This is a genomic window from Streptomyces sp. DSM 116795 (assembly GCF_055792905.1).
Genome location: NZ_CM147707.1, coordinates 6700558 through 6721951 on the forward strand (window position 1 = coordinate 6700558; position 21394 = coordinate 6721951).

The window sequence follows — 21394 nt, forward strand, 5'->3', positions numbered from 1 at the left end:
CGGTCCGGTCGAGGGTGAGTGTGTGCGCATGAAGCGCGGGCCGCTTCGCCCTCGTCGTTTTTGCTCGGCTTCGCCTCGCGGGGCGGGGGCTTCGCCACCCGCACCCCCATGACGTCCGCCGGGGCGAGCGTCTTGGTTCGCATCGCGTCCCAGAAGTTCCACGAGTACAGGAGCCGGTCCGTCAGTCGACGGGTCGGTCTCATGGCGTTCGACGGGCTGTCGGCGCGGGTCGGGGTCAGGCGGCCGTTATCGGGCGCAGGGGCCAGATGTGGTCCGCCGGTTTGCGCGTGCCGCGGGTGAACCAGGCGCCGGGGCCGCGGGCTTCGGCTGCGAACCAGATCGCCTGGAGGGTGTGCAGTGCCGCCGGCGTGAGCCCGGCGAGCTGCGGCGCGAAGTGGCGGCCGAGCGCCCTTGCGAGCGCCAACCCGGCGGCCGCCGCGTCCGCGGCGGTGTCCGCCGGAGCGGGAACGCCGTAGTGGTCGCAGAGTTCCGTGAGGCCGCTGCGCGAGGCACGGGCCGCCGAGGTGCGGTTCAGGCGTCCGTGGAGAAGGACGGGATCGATCACGCACATGCTCCGGGCGCCGAGGCACCCGGCGAGCGGAGTGTTCCTGTGGCGCCTCAACTCCCGGTCGAGCAGTGTCAGATCGTAAGGGGCGTCCATGACGACGAGGGGCTTTCCGGCGGCGTGCGACGCCAGTGAGCGGGCCACGCCGTATGCCTGGCGCCCCTCGACGGTGCCGGGGCCGGCGGGCAGGCTGTGTGTCTCGACGGGCGCGCCCGGAGCCTGCTGGGTTGCGACCGCCGCGGCGTGGAGCCGGTCGTGTTCGGGGTCGGGGCCGGTGGCTGTGCCGGGCTGCAGCGGGGGACGGCGGACGTCCAGGGCCAGTGCCGCGAGCGGTCCCTCGTACCACGGGGTCATGGCACCACTCCTGTCCGTAAGACGCCCGCGCTGCTGATACCGCACTCCGTGACGCGTCAATCACGGGCGGCCGGGCGGGAATCGCGCCCGGGCGGTCCCCGCGGGTGGTGAGGGCCCGTAACCGTTTCGCGGGAAGGGGTGTGCTCTCGGTACGATTCCAGCTGCGCTCGACGCTCGTCGGCGCTCGGCGAAATGAGAGTCAGGAGAGACCGGTGACCGATGTCCGTGTGATCATCAAACGCGATTCCGAGCGGGAAGAGCGCGTGGTGACGACGGGCACGACGGCCGCCGCTCTCTTCGAGGGCGAGCGTTCGGTCGTGGCCGCGCGTGTGGCGGGGCAGTTGAAGGACCTGGCGTACGAGGTCGCCGAGGGCGAGGAGGTCGAGCCGGTGGAGCTGACCAGCCAGGACGGGCTCGACATCCTCCGCCACTCCACCGCTCACGTCATGGCGCAGGCGGTGCAGGAGCTGTACCCGGAGGCCAAGCTCGGCATCGGGCCGCCCGTACGGGACGGCTTCTACTACGACTTCGACGTCCCCGAGCCCTTCACCCCGGACGATCTCAAGCTCATCGAGAAGAAGATGCAGCAGATCCAGAAGCAGGGGCAGCGCTTCTCCCGCCGCGTCACCACCGACGAGGACGCCCGGGAGGAGCTGTCGGACGAGCCGTACAAGCTGGAGCTGATCGGGCTGAAGGGCTCGGCGGCGGACGCGGCCGAGGGCGCGTCGGCGGAGGTCGGCGCGGGTGAACTGACCATCTACGACAACCTGGACGCCAAGTCCGGTGAGCTGTGCTGGAAGGACCTGTGCCGCGGCCCGCACCTGCCGACGACCAGGGCGATCCCGGCGTTCAAGCTGATGCGCAGCGCCGCCGCGTACTGGCGCGGCAGCGAGAAGAACCAGCAGCTGCAGCGCATCTACGGCACCGCGTGGCCGACCAAGGACGAGCTGAAGGCGTATCTGGAGTTTCTCGCCGAGGCCGAGAAGCGCGACCACCGCAGGCTGGGTTCCGAGCTCGACCTGTTCTCGATTCCGGAGGAGCTGGGGTCGGGGCTGGCCGTCTTCCACCCCAAGGGCGGCGTCGTACGCAAGGTGATGGAGGACTACTCGCGGCAGCGGCACGAGGAGTCGGGGTACGAGTTCGTCAACACCCCGCACATCTCCAAGGAGCAGCTGTTCGAGACCTCCGGGCACCTGCCGAACTATGCGGAGTCGATCTTCCCGCCGCTGGAGTTCGAGGGGCAGAACTACCGGCTCAAGGCCATGAACTGCCCGATGCACAACTTGATCTTCAAGGCGCGCGGCCGGTCGTACCGTGAACTGCCCATGCGGCTCTTCGAGTTCGGGACGGTCTACCGGTACGAGAAGTCCGGTGTCGTGCACGGCCTGACCCGCGCGCGCGGCTTCACCCAGGACGACTCGCACATCTACTGCACCAAGGAGCAGATGGCCGACGAGCTCGACAGTCTGCTCACCTTCGTACTGGGCCTGCTCCGCGACTACGGGCTGAACGACTTCTACCTGGAGCTGTCCACCCGCGAGGAGGGCAACCCCAAGTTCATCGGCGAGCCCGAGGAGTGGGAGGAGGCCACCGAGGCACTGCGCGACGCTGCCGGCAAGCAGGGTCTGGAGCTGGTGATGGACCCGGGCGGCGCCGCGTACTACGGGCCGAAGATCTCCGTGCAGGCGAAGGACGCCATCGGCCGGACCTGGCAGATGTCCACGATTCAGGTCGACTTCCAGCAGCCCAAGCGCTTCGGACTCGAATACACCGCGGCGGACGGCTCCCGCCAGCAGCCGGTGATGATCCACCGTGCGCTCTTCGGCTCGATCGAGAGGTTCTTCGCGGTCCTGCTGGAGCACTACGCGGGCGCCTTCCCGGCGTGGCTGGCGCCGGTGCAGGCGGTGTGCATCCCGATCGGCGACGCGCATGTGCCGTATCTGGAGGAGTTCGCGGCGGAGGCCGGGAAGAAGGGCCTGCGCATCGAAGTCGACTCCTCCTCGGACCGGATGCAGAAGAAGATCCGCAACGCGCAGAAGTCCAAGGTCCCCTTCATGATCATCGCGGGGGACGAGGACGTGTCCGCCGGAGCCGTCTCCTTCCGCTACCGCGACGGCACGCAGAAGAACGGCGTACCGCAGAACGAGGCAGTCGCCGAACTGCTGCAGGCGGCAGAGCGCCGGGCGTAGCGGTCTCGCGGCGCGGCCGCACGGCGTGCCGTGCCGCAGCGTACGGGCGGGGTTCCGGGAATCACCCTGGGGCCCTGCCCGGTACCTGGGAAGTTTTATGCTGGCCCGCATGACGAGCGAGCCGGAACAGCAGATCGGGGTCGGAACGCCGGATGCGTTCCAGCGCCTGTGGACACCGCACCGCATGGCGTACATCCAGGGTGAGAACAAGCCCACCGGCCCCGGCGCGGACGACGGCTGTCCCTTTTGCACCATCCCGGCCAAGAGCGACGAGGACGGCCTCGTCCTCGCGCGCGGCGAGCACGTCTACGCGGTGCTGAATCTCTATCCGTACAACGGCGGGCATCTCATGGTCGTCCCGTTCCGGCACGTCGCCAACTATCCCGGACTGACCGGCGAGGAGACGGCCGAGCTGGCCGAATACACGAAGCATGCGATGAAGACGCTGAAGGCCGCGTCCGGAGCTCAGGGCTTCAACGTCGGAATGAACCAGGGGTCGGTAGCGGGCGCCGGAATCGCCGCGCATCTGCACCAGCACGTCGTGCCGCGGTGGGGCGGCGACACCAACTTCATGCCCGTCGTGGCGCACACGCGGGTGCTTCCCCAACTCCTCGCGGAGACCCGCGCGATGCTGGCCGACGCCTGGCAGGACGGCCCGGCGGTCCGCTGACCCGAAGGTCCGCGTGAGGGGGAGCGGCGCGGCGCGACGAGTGCGGTCTCCGCACGAACGGTCATGAGCGCACGGGGTGTTCATCCCGCGTGTGGTCGCACCGATCCGTCCGGGGCCAGCGCACCACCACGCCGTCCGCGCACTCCACGAGCAACTGCCTGCCGTGCGCCATCACACCGCGCGGCCGCAGTCCGCAGAGGGTCGCAGTCGTATAGGCGGCGCTGAGGCTGTTGAGGTCGTGGACCAGGCCGATCCTGAACAGTGAGCGGGTCTCCGCGATGGCCTCGTGGTCGCCCGCGCGCATCACCACACGCAGTCGGGGCGAGACGGCGAGGGCCGCGACCGAGACCGCGATGTTGTCCCGGTCGTCGGAGGCGACTGCGGCCAGCGCCATCGCCCGGTGGAGGCCGAGCTTGCGCAGCACGAACCTGTCCGTTGCGTCGGCGACGACCACCGGCACGTCGAGTGCCCTGGCCAGGCGCAGATTCGGGGCGGTCGGATCCCGCTCGACCGCCACCACGCCGATGCCGAGGGCCTGCAGCCGGGTGCACAGCCGCACCCCCACCTGCCCGAGCCCCACGACCACGACATGGCTGCCACGGGGAACGGTCCTGGGGCCCACGATTCCGGCGGGACGGGGGGCCAGCAGGCGGTCGACCATGCCCGCCGTGAACACGGCGGTGAAGACGATGGTGCCGAGCATCGCCAGCGAGGCGAACACCAGATACGCGTCAGAGCCGTGTGCGGCCGCGGGACCGACGGTGGACACCGTTCGCGACGCTTCGAAGAGAGCCTCGACAGGTGCGCGATGGAGGAAGGCGGTCGACCAGATCCAGTCCGCCAGCAGCACTCCGAAGATCCCCGTGAGGCCGGCGAGCATGATCCGAGAGCTGCCGTCGTGCGGTCTCAGCTGTCCCCGCACCTTGCCCAGCCGTGCCCGGTACCTCAGCGAACGCGGGGGGCGGTAGGGCTGGAGACGTACGGTCTCGCCGTCCCACCACGCACCGACGTTGCCCGAGGGCCTGCGGTCGACCGCGAGCAGATCCGGTTGGAGGCAGGCGGCCAGGAAGGAAGGAGCGCCGACCTCGGCAGGGGAGGTGACCCGGCAGTTGGGGACGACGCGCATGAGCTGTTCGGCGACCGTACGGTCGAATATCTCCGCGACGAGCCGCACGTTGGGAAGGATGTGCTCGACCGCGAGGGCGTAGCGCAGGGACTCGACGTCGCTGTCGAACAAGACCGCGACGCCGGCCACTTCGTGGTGCAGAGCTTCGCGCAGGGCGTCGTCCGCGGGCTGTACGAGGTGGCATACGAGGTGCCCGGAAGACCGCAGGGATCCGCAGACCTTCCGTGCCACGTCTCCGCCGCCGATCACGACGTAGTACCCCGCCGGTTCCCCGCACCGGGAGGGCGGACCCTCCTCGGTGCGGAGACGGTGACTGGACACGGTCCCCGGACGACCGGACGCCGGTGCGCCGGTCATCGGGCCGGAAGGCGCGCGGCCGTTGCGCCGCCGGAGGCCGTGCTGCCGGCCGTGACGTGCTCGTTCACGCTCGGGCTCGGGCTCGGGCTCGGGCTCACGCCTCGTCCCTGGACCGGGGGGCATCGGGGCCGGAGCCGGAGGCGGCCACGGTCCCGGAGGGTCCGCCGTCGCCGCCCGGGTTGGCTACCCCGCGTCCGAGCTTGGAGTGCCGGTAGCCGTAGAGGGCGTAGACCACGAGGCCGAGCGCGAACCAGATGCCGAAGCGAATGAACGTCGTGGTCTGCAACTGGGCGACCAGCCACAGCGAGAAGGCGATGCCGACGAGCGGCACGAACGGCATGCCGGGGCAGCGGAAGCTGCGCGGGAGGTGGGGTGAGCGGTAGCGCAGGACGACGACCGCGGCCGAGACGACCACGAATGCCAGCAGAATGCCGATGTTGGTGAGTTCCGCGGCCTCGGCGATCGGCATCAGACCCGCGATGCCCGCCGACACCAGGCCGATGATCCAGGTCGGCCGGTTCGGCACCTCGGTTCGGGGGTGGACCTTCGCGAACCATCCGGGCAGCAGGCCGTCCCGGCTGATCGCGAACCACACCCGGGACGCACCGAGCATGAAGGAGAACAGCACGGTGAGGATTCCGACGATCGCACCGATCGCGATGACGTCGGCGAAAACGGGCAGCCCCACCGCTTGGAAGACGGTGGCGAACGGGCTTTCCGCGTCGATCTTGTTGTAGCGCTGCATGCCCGTCAGCACGGCGCAGGCGAGCAGGTACAGCACCATCGCTATGGCGAGCGACAGCACGATCGCCTTCGGCAGATTGCGCTGCGCGTCCTTGGACTCCTCCGCAGCCGTGCTCATCGCGTCGTAGCCGAACACCGCGAAGAAGACCGTGGCGGCCCCTGTGACCACACCGCCGAAGCCGTACGGAAGGAACGGGGTGAGGTTGCCGGACTTGACGAAGAAGGCGCCGACGACGATGACGGCGATGACGATGGCGATCTTCACGAAGACCAGGACCGTCTCGACCCGGGCGCTGGTCTTCATGCCGCGGTTGAGCAGCCAGGCGATCAGCAGACACAGCAGCGCGGCGAACAGATCGACGCGATGCCCGTCGCCCGTGCCCGGCGCGCCCAGCATCCACGCCGGCAGATCAACGCCCAACCCCTGTAGCAGGAATGAGAAGTAGCCGGATACGCCGATGGCCACCACGGCGACGATCGCCGTGTACTCCAGCAGCAGATCCCAGCCGATGAGCCAGGCGACGAGTTCACCGAGCACGGCGTAGCTGTAGGTGTAGGCGGATCCCGACCGCGGGATGAGTCCCGCGAATTCGGCGTAGGAGAGTGCCGCCGCGGCGCTCGCGACACCGGCGAGGATGAAGGACAGACTGACGGCGGGGCCCGCTGTGCCGTTGGCGACCGTCCCGGCGAGAGTGAAGATCCCCGCCCCGATGATCGCGCCGAGGCCGATGGCGGTGAGCTGCCACAGGCCGAGCGTGCGTTTGAGCCCTGAGGACTCCCCGTCGGCGGGTTCGTCCGAGATCGGTTGCCTGCGGAATACGCCGGTACGTGGACCGGACTTGTCGAGAACGCTCATCGGTTACTCCCAAATCACTGATGGCCCTGGCGGACAGGGCCGGAGCATGCCGTCGGCGGGGCGCGCGGCCCGTACACGGCCATGGGACGTCGAGGGCCGGCGCGGAATGGATCCCCGGAGCCCCGCGAGGTAGGAGAGCTGGAAAATACGCAGCACACAGCACACAGCACGCAGCCACGGCGGGCCGTATCGCGAACCGGCAGCCCCGTCACTGGAGTTGTCCCGCCGGGGGACGAGAGACGGGGGATGCGGGACGGGATTCGGAGGCGGTTGCGTCACACTCCGGGCCGGATGTCTTCCTGCGGGAATGCGGAGGTGCGGCAGCAGTGAGGCCGGGGATCACCCAGCACGTGAATCACGTACGGAGAAGGTAGAAGCGAACCGCTTTGCCCACCATGGACGGATGTCATACGTCGGTGGCTTCATTTCATACAAATGCTCAAGCATGCAAAATGCTCAAGCCACCCGCCCGGGCGGGACGTTCCGGGTCCGCCACGTCGCCGACGCCGACGCCCGTTCGCGTTTGCCTGCGTGACGCGTCACGCGTCGTACGCGTCGGCCTTCCTGGGTTCGGCGCCCTGCACCAGGCCGCTGAGTACGAGCGAACGGTTGCCGAACTGCTCGGTGTTGCAGCCGTTCTCCTCCAGTACGCGCATCGCCGCCGAATGCACCACCCGCAGCACGGGAGTGGCCGCGCGCAGCGCGTCATCGGCCATGAAACGGTGCCGCCACGGCTTGTCCGCCCACGCGTGACGCAGCCCGAAGGGCTCCGGAAGATTCAGCTTGCCGCCGAGGAAGTCCAGCACCGGAGGGAACCAGGTGAAGGGGGCGCGGGCGGAGAGCCGAACCACCTCTCGGGCGTGCACCAGCGGCAGGGTGACCTCCTTGGTCTCCCAGAACTTCACGCTCTTGGAGACCTCTTTGGTCTTGGCCTTGGGCTTCGTCGTGAACAGGGGATGCACCGGGCCCAGGGCGTGGCCCGTGACCTCGATGCGCAGGGTGTGATGCAGCACCGTCACCGTGATCAGCAGTGTGATCACCAACTGGCCGTCCCAGAGCACGAACTGGACGCCGAGGTAGTGCCTGTTGCCGCTGCCGAACTGCTGCTCGTTGCAGATGCGCTGTATCTCGAAGTCCTTGATGCGGTACCCCTCGACCTCCTGGCCCTCGGGGCGGGTGACCTCCTTGGCGCCCTCGCCGATGGGGGAGACGACCCAGTGCCGTATCGAGGGGGTGGGGAAGCCGCCGGTGTGCAGCGGGCCGCGCTCCAGCCTGCGGAGCTGGTCGTGGATGGAACGCACCACGTCCCAGCTGCGGAAGGGGTTGATGTCGGCTTCGGGGTCCTTGGGCACCAGTTCCTCGGCGAGCTGCCAGCTGCCCCACCGCGTGCCCATGCCGAGTATCCCCTTGGGACCCGCGTAGTAGACGAGGTTGCTGGCCTGCTCGGCGCTGAGCTTGGCGAGGCCCAGCCGGATTCGTTCGGCCCCGGCGTCACCCGGGTCCTGCGGGACCGCCTCGGGGATCTTCGCCCCGAGGCCGCTGCCGCCCAGCAGCTGCTCCCACTGCCCGCGCAGCAGCTTCGCGGAGCGCTCGCAGACCTGCTTCGCCCACAGCCAGCCGACGATGGGCACGATGAGCATGCCGCGCAGATAGATGGCGAGCAGTCCGGTGAAGGGGAGCTTGAGCATGAACAGGACGGCCAGACCGCCCAGTGCGACCATGGCGGCCATGCCGAAGGCGCCCATGCGCCTGTCCTGAGCGCCTGCGATCGCGCGGCGCAGCTGGAAGGCCAGCAGCCACAGCAGTGTCCCCGGCAGGAAGAGCACCCCGAAGATGACCATGATGACGGTCAGCCGGGTGTCGCGGTCCTTGCGGATGCGAGTGGCCGCCAGGCAGTGCTCGACGACCGTCTGCGGCTCGATGCCGAAGGACTGGATGAGCGCCTTGCGCGCCCCGCCGAGCAGCCGCACCTGCACGGCGCGCGAGAACGCCTCGCCGAGGTTCGGCTCGAAGAGCGACAGCCGCGGGGGCTTCACGGTGGCGCCGTCGTTCGCGGCGATGAGGTCGGTGACGGGACCGTCCCGGTACGCGGCGGAGGCGAGGGCCTGAGTGGCCGCCGTCTGACCACCGGAACCGGAGAGCGGGACCTGCGCGCCCGGACTGAAGTCGGACGCGGCCTCGATGCCCTCGAAATCGTCGAACCCGGCCACTGAGCCCCCACTTCGTCAAACCACGGCGACGCCCGCCCACGCGCGGTGCCGACCACGGCATATTCCCAACTGCCGTGGCCGGCACACCTTTTCACGTGCCTTTGTCCAGCGTAGCCGCAGTCAGCCGCCATTCTGGGCGGCTTCCAGGATCTTGCCGGCCAGCTGCTGGGGCATCGGTTCGTGGCAGGCGTACGAGCGGGCGAACCGCCCCGTCCCGTGGGAGAGGGAGCGCAGTTCCACCGCGTACCGGCTGATCTCGATCTCCGGGATCTGCGCCCGTACGAGCGTGTGCCCGTCGGTTGCCTGCTCGGTGCCGGAGACCTTCCCGCGCCGTCCGGACAGGTCGCTCATCACCGAGCCGACATACTCGTCCTCCACGTCCACCTGCAACTCCGCGACGGGCTCCAGGAGATGGATGCGCGCCTTGGACGCGCACTCGCGCAGCGCGAGCGCGCCCGCCGTCTGGAAGGCGGCGTCCGAGGAGTCCACCGAGTGGGCCTTGCCGTCGTGCAGCGTCACTCGGAAGTCCACGAGCGGATAGCCCGCGGCGACGCCCTTGGCGGCCTGCGCCCGTACGCCCTTCTCCACCGACGGGATGAACTGCCGGGGCACGGCGCCGCCGACGACCTTGTCGACGAACTCGATGCCGCTGCCGCCCGGCAGCGGCTCCACCGTGATCTCGCATATCGCGAACTGCCCGTGCCCGCCCGACTGTTTGACGTGCCGTCCGCGGCCGGCCGCCTCCTCGGCGAAGGTCTCCCGGAGCGACACCTTGTGCGGTACGGAGTCGACGTTGACGCCGTAGCGGCTGCGCAGCCGCTCCAGGGCGACCCCCATGTGCGCCTCGCCCAGGCACCACAGGACGAGCTGGCGGGTGTCCGGGTTCTGCTCCAGACGCATCGTGGGGTCCTCGGCGACGAGCCGGGACAGCCCGTGCGAGAGCTTGTCCTCGTCCGCCTTCGTGTGCGCCTCGATGGCGACGGGCAGCAGCGGGTCCGGCATCACCCAGGGCTGCATGAGCAGCGGATCGTCCTTGGCGGACAGGGTGTCGCCCGTCTCCGCCCGGCTCAGCTTCGCCACGCACGCCAGGTCGCCGGCCACGGCCTTGGCCAGCGGGCGCTGCTGTTTGCCGAAGGGCGCGGAGAGCGCTCCGATCCGCTCGTCCACGTCGTGGTCCTCATGGCCGCGGTCCTCCAGGCCGTGCCCCGAGACGTGCACCGTCTCGTCCGGACGAAGAGTGCCGGAGAAGACACGGACGAGGGAGATGCGGCCCACGTACGGGTCGGAGGAGGTCTTGACCACCTCGGCCACGAGCGGGCCGTCCGGATCGCAGGTCAGCGCAGGGCCGGGCTTGCCCTCGGGCGTGGTGACCTCGGGGATCTCGTGCTCGGGGGGTGAGGGGAAGCCTCCCGTGATCAGCTCCAGCAGTTCCAGAGTGCCCAGGCCGTGCTGTGCGCCGTCGGCCGCGGGTGCCGCTGCCAGCACGGGGTGGAAGACGCCGCGTGCGACGGCCTTCTCGAGATCCTGGATGAGGGTCTCGATCTCGCACTCCTCGCCGCCGAGGTAGCGCTCCATGAGGGTCTCGTCCTCGCTCTCGGCGATGATCCCCTCGATGAGCCTGTTCCTGGACTCCTCGATCTGCGGAAGTGCGCCGGGGTCGGGGTCGCGTTCGGTGCGCGTCCCCGAGGAGTAGTCGTACACGCGCTGGGAGAGCAGGCCGACCAGGCCCTCCACGGGAGCGTGCCCGTCGGCGCCCTGTTCGCCGTGGAGCGGCAGGTAGAGCGGGATGACGGCGTCGGGGTCGTCGCCCCCGAAGACGCTCTGGCAGACCGAGACCATCTCTTCGAAGTCGGCGCGTGCGGCGTCGAGATGGGTCACCACGATCGCCCGCGGCATCCCGACCGCGGCGCACTCGTCCCATACGAGGCGGGTCGCGCCGTCGACGCCGTCGGCCGCCGAGACGACGAAAAGGGCCGCGTCCGCTGCTCGCAGACCGGCCCTCAACTCCCCGACGAAATCCGCATATCCGGGGGTGTCCAGTACGTTGATCCGGATGCCTTCCCACTCGACCGGCACCAGGGAGAGCTGCACCGAACGGTGTTGCCGGTGCTCGATCTCGTCGTAGTCGGAGAGGGATCCGCCGTCCTCCACCCTGCCGGCTCTCGTCACCGCCCCGGAGGCCAGTGCGAGTGCTTCCACGAGGGTGGTCTTACCCGATCCGCTGTGGCCGACCAGCACCACGTTCCGCAATTTGGAGGGGTGGTCGGCCGCCGCTGCCCTGCCGGCGGCTCCGGGGTGTGTGCTCGCCTTGTCGCCCATGTGTCCCGCCTTCCGGTCGACACCTGCTGGGTCCGTCTGGCTTCGTCGCGAAAAACGCGGTACTTCGAGCTTTCCACCGCTCCCGGCACGCGTCCATACGTAGCGCAGGGAGCTGCCGCGGACCGTGGACGCGAGGGCCTGCGCGCCTGGCTAACATGGGCCGACCGGTGGCCGTACCCGCTGCCGGCCCGCCATCGATCAACGGGACGGCCATGCTGAACAAGTACGCGCGTGCGTTCTTCACGCGTGTCCTCACACCCTTCGCGACGCTGCTGCTGCGCCTGGGAGTGAGTCCCGATACGGTCACCCTGATCGGCACCGCAGGAGTGGTCGCGGGAGCGCTGGTCTTCTACCCGCTCGGCCACTTCTTCTGGGGCACCGTCGTCATCACGCTCTTCGTCTTCTCCGATCTCGTCGACGGCAACATGGCACGGCAGTTGGGGCGCTCCAGCCGGTGGGGAGCCTTTCTCGACTCCACTCTCGACCGCGTCGCGGACGCGGCCGTCTTCGGCGGCATCGCGCTCTGGTACGCGGGCGGCGGCGACAGCGTCCTGATGTGCGGGGTGACGATCTTCTGCCTCGCAAGCGGCCAGGTCGTCTCCTACACGAAGGCGCGCGGAGAGAGCATCGGGCTGCCCGTGAACGTCAACGGCCTTGTGGAGCGCGCCGAGCGGCTCGTGATCACACTCGTACTCGCCGGGCTCTCGGGCTTCACGCTCTTCGGCGTCCCGTACATCGGCGTTCTGCTTCCCGTCGCGCTGTGGGCCGTCGCGCTCGGCAGCATCGTCACGCTCGGGCAGCGGGTCGTGACCGTACGGCGCGAGGCGGCCGAGGCGGACGGGACGGGCACGGCGTGAGCAGCACCGTCCGTGAACAGCTGACCGACTCGCTGTACGGCCTGGGCTGGGCCGGCGTGCGCAGGCTTCCCGCACCGGCCGCCGCCGCCCTGGGCCGGCACATCGCGGACGGCGTCTGGAAGCGGCGAGGCAGGGGCGTGCGGCAGCTGGAGGCCAACCTCGCCCGTGTCGTGCCCGGGGCCTCGCCGGAGCGGCTCAGGCAGCTCTCACAGGCCGGCATGCGCTCGTACCTGCGGTACTGGATGGAGTCGTTCCGGCTGCCCGCCTGGCGTGAGCAGCACATACGGGACAACGTGCACATCCACGATCTGCACCGGCTGACCGACGGCATCGAGTCCGACCGCGGCGTCATCCTCGCCCTGCCGCACCTGGCCAACTGGGACCTCGCGGGCGCGTACGTCACGACAGGGCTGAAGACGCCCTTCAGCACGGTCGTCGAACGTCTCAAGCCCGAGTCACTCTTCGACCGGTTCGTGGCCTACCGCGAAGGACTCGGGATGGAGGTGCTGCCGCACTCCGGCGGCAGCGCCTTCGGCACGCTCGCGCGCCGGCTGCGCGACGGCGGCCTCGTGTGTCTCGTCGCCGACCGCGACCTGTCGGCCTCCGGGATCGAGGTGAGCTTCTTCGGCGAACGTACGCGGATGCCGGCCGGGCCCGCCCTGCTCGCCCAGCAGACCGGAGCCCTGCTGCTGCCGGTGACCCTCTGGTACGGGCCCGCACCGCGCATGGAAGGCCGTGTGTATCCGCCGGTCCCGGTTCCCGCGGAGGGCACACGGGAGGAGAAGACCGCCGTCATGACGCAGACGCTGGCGGACGCCTTCGCCGAGGGCATCGCGGAGCACCCGGAGGACTGGCACATGCTGCAGCGGCTGTGGCTCTCGGACTTCCCGCCGCCGAGTGACGCGGACTCCGTGGGGAAGGACACGACAGGGCACCGCACGGCGTCCGGGGAGGAGCGGGAGGCATGAGGATCGGGATCGTCTGCCCCTACTCCTGGGACGTGCCGGGCGGCGTCCAGTTCCACGTCCGCGACCTGGCGGAGCATCTCGACCGCCTCGGGCACGAGGTGTCCGTACTGGCACCGTCCGACGACGAGACGCCGCTGCCGCCGTACGTCGTCTCCGCGGGCCGCGCCGTCCCCGTGCCGTACAACGGCTCGGTCGCGCGGCTCAACTTCGGCTTCCTCTCCGCGGCACGGGTACGGCGCTGGGTGCACGAGGGCCGCTTCGACGTGCTGCACATCCACGAGCCGGCCACGCCCTCCCTCGCCCTGCTCACCTGCTGGGCGGCCCAGGGCCCCATCGTCGCGACCTTCCACACCTCCAACCCCCGTTCGCGGGCGATGATCGCGGCGTACCCGATCCTGCAGCCCGCACTGGAGAAGATCAGCGCGCGGATCGCGGTGAGCGAGTACGCACGGCGCACGTTCGTCGAACACCTCGGCGGCGACGCCGTCGTCATTCCCAACGGCGTCGACGTCGACTTCTTCGCGCGTGCGGAGCCCAAGGCCGAATGGCAGGGCGGCACGATCGGCTTCATCGGACGGATCGACGAGCCACGCAAGGGACTTCCCGTCCTGATGAGGGCCCTTCCGCGCATCCTCGAATCGCTGCCGGAGACGCGTCTGCTCGTGGCAGGACGCGGCGACGAGGAGGAGGCCGTCGAGGATCTGCCGGCCGGGATGCGGGAGCGGGTGGAGTTCCTCGGCATGGTCAGCGACGAGGACAAGGCGCGGCTGCTGCGCAGCGTCGACCTGTACGTCGCGCCCAACACCGGCGGTGAGTCCTTCGGGATCATCCTCGTCGAGGCCATGTCCTCCGGCGCTCCCGTGCTCGCCAGCGACCTGGACGCCTTCGCGCAGGTGCTCGACGGGGGAGAGGCCGGCGAACTCTTCCCGAACGAGGACTCCGGCGCCCTCGCGGACGCCGCCGTGCGGCTGCTCGCCGACCCGGAGCGGCGGGAGCGTCTGCGTGCGTACGGCAGCCGCCACGTGCGCCGCTTCGACTGGTCGACCGTCGGCGCCGACATCCTGGCCGTCTACGAGACCGTCACCGACGGCGCCGCCGCGGTCTCGCCCGACGAACGCATCGGACTGCGTGCCCGCCTCGGCCTGGCCCGTGACTGAGCGGACCGGGAGCGCCCGTACGCACGAGCCCGCGACCGATGGCCGATGGCCGGAGACCGGTGACCAGTGACCAGTGACCGGTGACAGCTGAAGGGTGCGAGGTGCCAGGTGCCCGGTGAAGAACGAGGGAGAGCGCGGTAGCGATGCCCACCATGACGACTCTGATCCTGCTCGTCGCAGCCGTGCTCCTCATCGGCGTCTATCTCAGCTGGACGGCCGGGCGTCTCGACCGGCTGCACGCGCGCATCGACGCAGCACGGGCCGCGCTCGACGCGCAGCTGCTCCGACGGGCGTCCATCGCACAGGAGTTGGCCACCGCCGGGGTCCTCGACCCCGCGGCGTCGATGGTCCTTTACCAGGCCGCGCACGACGCCCGGCAGGCGCCGGAGGAGCAGCGTGAGGTCGCCGAGAGCGAGCTGAGCCAGGCGCTGCGCGCCGTCTTCGACGAGAGCGCGCAGGTCGAGGCCGTACGGGCCGCGCCGGGCGGCGAGGACACGGCGGCCGAACTGGCCGCGGCGGTACGCCGGGTGCCGATGGCGCGGCGCTTCCACAACGACGCCGTGCGTGCGGCGCGGGCGCTGCGGCGCCATCGGACGGTGCGCTGGCTGCGGCTCGCCGGTTACGCGCCCTTCCCGCTGGCCTTCGAGATGGACGACGAGCCACCGCCGGCGCTCGCCGACCGGGGCAACGGAGCGTCCCAGTAGGCGCCGGACGGGAGCGCGGCGCGCTGCCCGCGGGAGCCGGCGGGCAGTCCACCACAGGCGGATTGGCCCTTTTCCAAGGCCACCCCTCTCCCGGACGGTGTATGGAGCGGACCTACCATGGTCCTGTCGTACTTTTACCGTCGAGTGAGGTCATACGTGTCCACCCCGTCTTCCGTGCCCTCTGCCACGTCCGCCGCTCAGGCCCCTGCGACTGGCACTGCCCGTGTCAAGCGCGGCATGGCCGAGCAGCTCAAGGGCGGCGTGATCATGGACGTCGTCACGCCCGAGCAGGCGAAGATCGCCGAGGACGCCGGTGCCGTCGCGGTCATGGCGCTCGAGCGGGTCCCCGCCGACATCCGCAAGGACGGCGGCGTCGCGCGGATGTCCGACCCGGACATGATCGAGGGGATCATCGAGGCGGTCACCATCCCGGTGATGGCCAAGTCCCGCATCGGCCACTTCGTCGAGGCGCAGCTCCTGCAGGCGCTGGGCGTGGACTACATCGACGAGTCCGAGGTCCTCACGCCGGCCGACGAGGTCAACCACAGCGACAAGTTCGCCTTCACCACCCCGTTCGTGTGCGGGGCCACCAACCTCGGCGAGGCCCTGCGCCGCATCTCCGAGGGCGCCGCCATGATCCGCTCCAAGGGCGAGGCAGGCACCGGCAACGTGGTCGAGGCCGTGCGCCACATGCGTCAGATCAACGGCGACATCGGCAGGCTCAAGGCGCTGGACAGCCACGAGCTGTACGGCGCGGCCAAGGAGCTGCGCGCACCGTACGAGCTGGTCAGGGAGGTCGCCGAGCTGGGCAAGCTGCCCGTCGTGCTCTTCTCCGCGGGCGGGGTCGCCACTCCGGCGGACGCCGCGCTGATGCGTCAACTCGGCGCCGAAGGCGTCTTCGTGGGCTCCGGCATCTTCAAGTCCGGTGACCCTGCGAAGCGTGCGGCGTCCATCGTGAAGGCGACGACCTTCTACGACGACCCGAAGATCATCGCCGATGCCTCACGAGGTCTCGGCGAGGCCATGGTCGGCATCAACTGCGACACCCTCCCCGAGGGAGAGCGATACGCCTCCCGCGGCTGGTGACCGGCCCCGCGACCGGCACCGACACCGGCACCGCTTGGTGAACGACTGCAGATACAGCACCCGTACGAGAGGCACCCGTCCGTGAGCACTCCCACCGTCGGCGTACTCGCCCTCCAGGGCGACGTGCGTGAGCACTTCGCCGCCTTGGCCGCGGCGGGTGCGCACACCCGTGCCGTGCGACGGCCGGAGGAGCTCGCCGCGGTCGACGGACTGGTCGTCCCCGGCGGCGAGTCGACGACGATCTCCAAACTGGCCGTCGCCTTCGGCCTGATGGAGCCGCTGCGCGAGCGCGTACGGGCGGGCATGCCGGCGTACGGATCCTGCGCGGGGATGATCCTGCTCGCGGACAAGATCCTCGGCACCTCCCCGGTGCCGGCCGGGGAGGGCCAGGCCCCGGGGACCGAGCAGGAGACCGTCGGCGGCATCGACATGCTCGTCCGCCGCAACGCCTTCGGCAGGCAGAACGAGTCCTTCGAGGCGCTGGTCGAGGTGAAGGGCGTGGCCGGCGGCCCCGTCGACGGAGTCTTCATCAGGGCACCGTGGGTCGAGTCGACGGGAGCACGTGCCGAGACCCTGGCCGTGCACGACGGGCACACGGTCGCCGTACGCCAGGACGCCCTGCTGGCGACGTCCTTCCACCCCGAACTCACGGGCGACCACCGTGTGCACGCGATGTTCGTCGAGATGGTGCGCGCCGCAGGCACCTGACCACCGGACGTGTCCGCCCGGCCGCCCTGTGTGCCGCCCCGCGGCGTCCGGGAAGGGCAGGCCGCTGACGGTCCCCCGGCTGAGGGAGCGGGGCGGTCAGCACGCGGGACCGCTGACGGTAGGATCTCCGCGTCTGTTCATGTCGGTGACGTCGAAGGAGCAAGGCTGTGTCCGGCCACTCTAAGTGGGCAACCACCAAGCACAAGAAGGCCGTGATCGATGCCAAGCGCGGCAAACTCTTCGCCAAGCTGATCAAGAACATCGAGGTCGCGGCCCGCACGGGCGGCGCCGACCCGGAGGGCAACCCGACCCTCTTCGACGCCATCCAGAAGGCGAAGAAGTCCTCCGTCCCCAACAAGAACATCGACAGCGCCGTCAAGCGCGGCGCTGGTCTCGAGGCGGGCGGCGCCGACTACGAGACGATCATGTACGAGGGTTACGGGCCCAACGGCGTCGCGGTGCTCATCGAGTGCCTCACCGACAACCGCAACCGCGCCGCCTCCGACGTACGCGTCGCCATGACCCGCAACGGCGGCTCCATGGCCGACCCGGGCTCCGTCTCCTACCTCTTCAACCGCAAGGGCGTCGTGATCGTCCCCAAGGGCGACGACGGTCTCGCCGAGGACGACGTGCTCGCCGCCGTTCTGGAAGCCGGGGCGGAGGAAGTCAACGACCTCGGTGAGAACTTCGAGGTCATCAGCGAAGCCACCGATATGGTCGCGGTGCGCACGGCGCTGGTGGACGCCGGCATCGACTACGAGTCGGCCGACAACAGCTTCCTGCCCAGCGTGCAGGTGCCGTTGGAGGAGGAAGGCGCGCGCAAGATCTTCAAGCTGATCGACGCCCTCGAGGACAGCGACGACGTGCAGAACGTGTTCGCCAACTTCGACGTGGACGACGACATCATGGCGAAGGTCGACGCCTGAGCCCTCCGCCCTCCCTGCCGTACGGCGATGCTGCCAGCCGTCCGGGGGCGTCCGGCCGCGACGCCGTGTCGTCCACTGCCGCCACCGTTAACTGCCGTCGCCGTCCGGGCCGTTCAGGCACCCCGTGCCGGTACGTTGCGACGGGATTGTCGGTCCCTGCCGATAACCTGCGGGAACACAGTCGGAACCGCAGGCGTGAGCGAGGAGGACGGGCGTGCGTGTGCTCGGTGTCGATCCGGGGCTGACCCGCTGCGGCCTCGGGGTCGTCGAGGGAGTCGCCGGCAGGCCGCTGACGATGAAGGCGGCCGGCGTCGTGCGCACACCGGCGGACGTGTCCGTCGCCGAGCGCCTTCTGCTGATCGAGCAGGGCGTCGAGCAGTGGCTGGACCGGCACAGTCCCGAAGCCGTCGCCGTGGAGCGGGTGTTCAGCCAGCACAACGTCCGTACGGTCATGGGCACGGCCCAGGCCGGAGCCGTGGCGATGCTGTGCGCCGCGCGCCGCGGCCTGCCCGTCGAACTGCACACGCCCAGCGAGGTCAAGGCCGCCGTCACCGGCACCGGCCGGGCGGAGAAGACGCAGGTGGGCACCATGGTAATGCGGCTGCTCCGGCTCGACGCCCCGCCGCGCCCGGCCGACGCCGCCGACGCCCTCGCGCTCGCCATCTGCCACATCTGGCGCGCCCCCGTGCAGCAGCGCCTCAACCGCCTCCAGCAGGCGCACGCGAGGCACGCGGCGGCTTCCGCCGACCCGCCAAGTGCCCCCGTCTCGGCGGGAGATGGACCCGGCCCCGGCCGAGCAGCGGGAGAGCCGGGCGCCGCGCAAGCGCCCGGAACCCGAAAAACGCCCGGAACTCCGAGAGCGTCCAGACCCCCGAGAGCGCCTGAAGCCCCGAAAGGCACCGCCCGATGATCGCTTTCGTCTCCGGCACCGTCGCCTCGCTCGCACCCGGCGCAGCAGTCGTCGAGGTCGGCGGTGTGGGCATGGCCGTGCAGTGCACGCCGGGCACGCTCTCCCAGCTGCGCGTCGGCAGGCACGCCAAGCTCGCCACCTCCCTCGTCGTACGGGAGGACTCGCTGACGCTGTACGGCTTCGAGGACGAAGACGCCCGTCAGACCTTCGAGTTGCTGCAGACGGCGAGCGGCGTCGGTCCGCGCCTCGCCCAGTCCATGCTCGCCGTGCATTCGCCGGACGCGCTGCGGGCTGCCGTCTCGGGGGGCGACGAGAAGGCGCTGACGGCCGTGCCCGGCATCGGGAAGAAGGGCGCGCAGAAGCTGCTGCTGGAGCTGAAGGACCGCCTTGGCGGGCCCGTCTCCGGGGCGGCCGCACATCTTCCCGGGCAGGCGGCAGGCGCACAGAGCGGCGGCTGGCGCGGCCAACTCCACTCCGCCCTCGTCGGGTTGGGGTACGCGATCCGTGAGGCGGACGAAGCCGTGGCGGCCGTCGCCCCGCAGGCCGAGGAGGCGGCGGCCGCCGGCGCGGAGCCGCCCGTACCGCAGTTGCTGCGCGCGGCGCTGCAGACGCTGAACCGGGCGCGGTGAGATGCGGGCGGCACTGAGCGGCACGACGCGGAACAAGGACGGCGGCACGCACCAGGGGCACGGAGGTACGGACCACAGGTACGGCTGCACGCACCACAGGCATCGCCGCACACAGACCGTGCACGGCCCCGTGCACCACCACAGGCGGAGGCAGGCGCCATGAACGGCGACGACTACGGCCGCGGCGCGGACACGGCGGCCGACGGCACCGACCGCCTCGTAGGGCCCGAGGCGGAGAACGACGAGAGCGCCGTGGAGGCGGCGCTGCGCCCCAGGGAACTGAGCGAGTTCATCGGCCAGTCGAAGGTGCGGGAGCAGCTCGATCTCGTACTGAAGGCCGCGCGCAGGCGCGGAGGCACGGCCGACCACGTGCTGCTCTCGGGTGCCCCCGGCCTGGGCAAGACCACACTGTCCATGATCATCGCCGCAGAGATGAGCGCTCCGATCCGCATCACCTCGGGCCCCGCCATCCAGCACGCCGGCGATCTCGCCGCGATCCTCTCCTCGCTCCAGGAGGGCGAGATCCTCTTCCTCGACGAGATCCACCGCATGTCGCGGCCCGCCGAGGAGATGCTCTACATGGCGATGGAGGACTACCGCGTCGACGTGATCGTCGGAAAGGGGCCCGGCGCCACGGCGATCCCGCTGGAGCTGCCGCCCTTCACCCTGGTCGGCGCCACCACCCGGGCCGGGCTGCTGCCGCCGCCGCTGCGCGACAGGTTCGGATTCACCGCTCACATGGAGTTCTACGAGCCCGGCGAGCTGGAGCAGGTCGTCCACCGCTCCGCGCGGCTGCTGGAGGTGCGTACGGACGCGGAGGGCGCCGCCGAGATCGCCGGCCGGTCCCGCGGCACGCCCCGCATCGCCAACCGCCTGCTGCGCCGCGTCCGCGACTACGCCCAGGTCAAGGCCGACGGCGTCATCGACCGCGATATCGCCTCCCGTGCCCTCGCGGTGTACGAGGTGGACGAACGCGGCCTGGACAGGCTGGACCGGGGGGTCCTCGGCGCGCTGGTGAAGCTCTTCGGCGGCGGCCCCGTCGGCCTCTCCACGCTCTCCGTCGCGGTGGGGGAGGAGCGGGAGACCGTGGAGGAGGTGGCCGAGCCCTTCCTCGTACGGGAGGGGCTGCTGGCCCGGACGCCGCGCGGCCGGATCGCCACCCCGGCGGCGTGGGATCACCTGGGGCTGGCAAGGCCCCCGCAGCCCCCGGATTCCCCGCCGGGCACCGGCCGGCAAGGTCTCCTGGGAGAGTGATGTGCACGGGGGAGACGGGTCAGGAACCCCTGTGCCACGCTTGACGTTGTTCCATTGGCGAGGGCTCGCTTAGACTCCGCCAGCGCCGTCCCTTTACAGGCGGCACGCCCACCCCGAAATCCAGGCCGCTGAGACGCGGTCGTGCGAAGGACTCTCTCCCGCCGTGAATATCGTTACTCTCCTCCCTTTCATCGTGCTCATCGGGGCCATGTTCCTGATGACGCGGTCCGCCAAGAACAAGCAGCGCAAGGCCGCCCAGATGCGTGACGCGATGACGCCGGGCACCGGTGTCCGGACGATCGGCGGCATGTACGCCACCGTCAAGGAGATCCGCGATGACACGGTCCTCCTTGAGGTTGCTCCCGGCACGCACGCCCTCTACGCCAAGAACGCCGTCGGCGCCGTGCTCGAGCAGGAGGAGTACGAGCGGATCGTGAACGCCTCGCCCAGCGACCTCGAGATCGGCGAAACCGTCGTCCCGGACGACGCCTCCTCCCTCACCTCGGACGACGAGCGCGCCGAGGGCTCCAAGGTCGACTTCGCCAAGTCCGACGACGAGGACGGCGACGACACCGGAGCCGACGGCGACGCGCGGCGCGCCGCGTCCGACGCGAAGGACGAGCAGGCCAAGGGTGACGACCAGCCCGAGGACGCCAAGCGGAAGGGCACCGACTCCGAGTAAGGTCGGCGCCGCCGGGCCACTGACCGGGCCCGGCGGCGGAGCACGTCCGCAGACCATTTGTGCGCCGCGTGGCGGCCCCACTCAACTCCTGGGCCGGCACCGGCTGCTGGGACAGGAGAGACG

Annotated in this window: 18 protein-coding genes; 13 read left to right on the forward strand and 5 right to left on the reverse strand. The window is 70.3% G+C overall.

Features of this window, described 5'->3' with window-relative positions:
• Positions 1-235: 235 nt before the first annotated feature.
• Entirely contained in the window at positions 236-919 is a 684-nt protein-coding gene (locus ACSMXX_RS29055; RefSeq protein WP_473181625.1) for a 3'-5' exonuclease family protein, read from the reverse strand.
• Between the two features lie 212 nt (positions 920-1131).
• On the opposite strand from ACSMXX_RS29055, the gene thrS reads away from it, so the two are divergent.
• Positions 1132-3108: a threonine--tRNA ligase gene (thrS, locus tag ACSMXX_RS29060; protein ID WP_473181626.1), complete on the forward strand. Its 1977-nt coding sequence runs from the start codon at positions 1132-1134 to the stop codon at positions 3106-3108.
• A 97-nt stretch (positions 3109-3205) separates the two neighbouring features.
• Complete coding sequence (locus tag ACSMXX_RS29065) at positions 3206-3778, forward strand: HIT family protein (RefSeq protein ID WP_473181627.1); 573 nt, start codon at positions 3206-3208, stop codon at positions 3776-3778.
• Between the two features lie 61 nt (positions 3779-3839).
• Here the strand turns inward: ACSMXX_RS29065 and ACSMXX_RS29070 are convergent, their stop codons facing one another.
• The 4 genes from ACSMXX_RS29070 to ACSMXX_RS29085 all read right to left on the reverse strand — a co-directional run bounded on the left by ACSMXX_RS29070 (position 3840) and on the right by ACSMXX_RS29085 (position 11390).
• Positions 3840-5225, reverse strand: a complete 1386-nt coding sequence (locus tag ACSMXX_RS29070) for an NAD-binding protein (RefSeq protein ID WP_473181628.1) — start codon at positions 5223-5225, stop codon at positions 3840-3842.
• A gap of 130 nt (positions 5226-5355) precedes the next feature.
• The gene (locus ACSMXX_RS29075; RefSeq protein ID WP_473181629.1) at positions 5356-6861 is read right to left on the reverse strand and encodes an amino acid permease; all 1506 of its coding nucleotides are present in this window, start codon (positions 6859-6861) and stop codon (positions 5356-5358) included.
• A 539-nt stretch (positions 6862-7400) separates the two neighbouring features.
• Positions 7401-9071 (reverse strand): hypothetical protein, encoded by a 1671-nt coding sequence (locus ACSMXX_RS29080; protein WP_473181630.1) that lies wholly within the window; start codon positions 9069-9071, stop codon positions 7401-7403.
• 120 nt (positions 9072-9191) lie between these two features.
• The gene (locus ACSMXX_RS29085) at positions 9192-11390 is read right to left on the reverse strand and encodes an elongation factor G-like protein EF-G2 (RefSeq protein ID WP_473181631.1); all 2199 of its coding nucleotides are present in this window, start codon (positions 11388-11390) and stop codon (positions 9192-9194) included.
• A gap of 155 nt (positions 11391-11545) precedes the next feature.
• On the opposite strand from ACSMXX_RS29085, the gene pgsA reads away from it, so the two are divergent.
• From pgsA to yajC, 11 genes are all read left to right on the forward strand, one after another.
• Positions 11546-12247 (forward strand): phosphatidylinositol phosphate synthase, encoded by a 702-nt coding sequence (gene pgsA / locus ACSMXX_RS29090; protein WP_473181632.1) that lies wholly within the window; start codon positions 11546-11548, stop codon positions 12245-12247.
• On the forward strand, positions 12244-13215 hold the full coding sequence (locus ACSMXX_RS29095) for a phosphatidylinositol mannoside acyltransferase (RefSeq protein ID WP_473181633.1): 972 nt from the start codon (positions 12244-12246) through the stop codon (positions 13213-13215). Before pgsA ends, ACSMXX_RS29095 begins: the two co-directional genes overlap by 4 nt.
• Entirely contained in the window at positions 13212-14372 is a 1161-nt protein-coding gene (locus ACSMXX_RS29100; RefSeq protein WP_473181634.1) for a glycosyltransferase family 4 protein, read from the forward strand. Before ACSMXX_RS29095 ends, ACSMXX_RS29100 begins: the two co-directional genes overlap by 4 nt.
• Before the next feature lie 152 nt (positions 14373-14524).
• Entirely contained in the window at positions 14525-15076 is a 552-nt protein-coding gene (locus ACSMXX_RS29105; protein ID WP_473181635.1) for a LemA family protein, read from the forward strand.
• Positions 15077-15193: 117 nt separating this feature from the next.
• Positions 15194-16162: a pyridoxal 5'-phosphate synthase lyase subunit PdxS gene (gene pdxS / locus ACSMXX_RS29110; protein ID WP_473181636.1), complete on the forward strand. Its 969-nt coding sequence runs from the start codon at positions 15194-15196 to the stop codon at positions 16160-16162.
• Positions 16163-16243: 81 nt separating this feature from the next.
• A complete protein-coding gene (pdxT, locus tag ACSMXX_RS29115; RefSeq protein ID WP_473181637.1) occupies positions 16244-16870 on the forward strand; it encodes a pyridoxal 5'-phosphate synthase glutaminase subunit PdxT in 627 nt (208 codons plus the stop codon).
• Between the two features lie 167 nt (positions 16871-17037).
• Positions 17038-17796, forward strand: a complete 759-nt coding sequence (locus ACSMXX_RS29120) for a YebC/PmpR family DNA-binding transcriptional regulator (protein ID WP_473181638.1) — start codon at positions 17038-17040, stop codon at positions 17794-17796.
• A 214-nt stretch (positions 17797-18010) separates the two neighbouring features.
• Positions 18011-18706 (forward strand): crossover junction endodeoxyribonuclease RuvC, encoded by a 696-nt coding sequence (ruvC, locus tag ACSMXX_RS29125; RefSeq protein WP_473181639.1) that lies wholly within the window; start codon positions 18011-18013, stop codon positions 18704-18706.
• Positions 18703-19335: a Holliday junction branch migration protein RuvA gene (ruvA, locus tag ACSMXX_RS29130; protein WP_473181640.1), complete on the forward strand. Its 633-nt coding sequence runs from the start codon at positions 18703-18705 to the stop codon at positions 19333-19335. Before ruvC ends, ruvA begins: the two co-directional genes overlap by 4 nt.
• A 159-nt stretch (positions 19336-19494) precedes the next feature.
• Complete coding sequence (gene ruvB / locus ACSMXX_RS29135) at positions 19495-20589, forward strand: Holliday junction branch migration DNA helicase RuvB (protein WP_473181641.1); 1095 nt, start codon at positions 19495-19497, stop codon at positions 20587-20589.
• Positions 20590-20752: 163 nt separating this feature from the next.
• On the forward strand, positions 20753-21271 hold the full coding sequence (gene yajC / locus ACSMXX_RS29140) for a preprotein translocase subunit YajC (protein WP_473181642.1): 519 nt from the start codon (positions 20753-20755) through the stop codon (positions 21269-21271).
• Positions 21272-21394: the final 123 nt, after the last annotated feature.